Genomic DNA, 567 nt, shown 5'->3' with positions numbered 1-567 from the left:
CAGGGTGAGAGCGTGAACAAATTGTTAAATTGAGGTCAATTTAGCCAACCCAGCATCCAGTACCTTTTCCAGATAGGGGCTGCTCATGCCCGCAAATTGCTGCTTCTTCCGCAAGCTTGCCTTACGGCTGGTTTCGGCCCGCAGCATGTTCTGTGCCATGTGTCGTGTGCAAGCCAATATCTGGGGAGCATCACCGCGATATATCTGACAAGCATCCTCATTCATCACGACATCCAGAACCCAGTGCAGGCTATTTTCAATCGCCCAGTGCCCCCGGACAGCTGAGGAAAACTGCTCCGGTGTCAGTTCTGCTGAACTGATGTAGTAGCGATACTCCATTGATATTTTCTTCATCTTTTCAATGCGATAGGATATCGCCACGCCAACGCTTTTAAGGTTTTTCCACTCGGGAAATTGCTCTGCCAGTGCACCGGCTGGCAATACATGGTACTCGCGCCCATCTATACGACCATGTTGCTTCTCGATACTGACGGTTTCTTCCGTCAAAGGCTTGTTCATTGACTCGACCAGCGCCGCTCGCACGGCGCTATGCAACGAGGGTTGATT

General features: G+C 51.0%; 1 protein-coding gene. It reads right to left on the bottom strand.

The genetic code is table 11. The annotated features are described in order from the left end of the window. Positions 1–24: 24 nt before the first annotated feature. On the bottom strand, positions 25–567 hold a 543-nt coding region (locus OKC30_RS21350), incomplete at its 5' end, for an ISAs1 family transposase (protein ID WP_270809849.1).

This window comes from Aeromonas sp. QDB18 (assembly GCF_027705325.1).
GTDB lineage: Bacteria > Pseudomonadota > Gammaproteobacteria > Enterobacterales > Aeromonadaceae > Aeromonas > Aeromonas caviae.
This window is presented reverse-complemented; position numbering and strand designations above follow the sequence as displayed.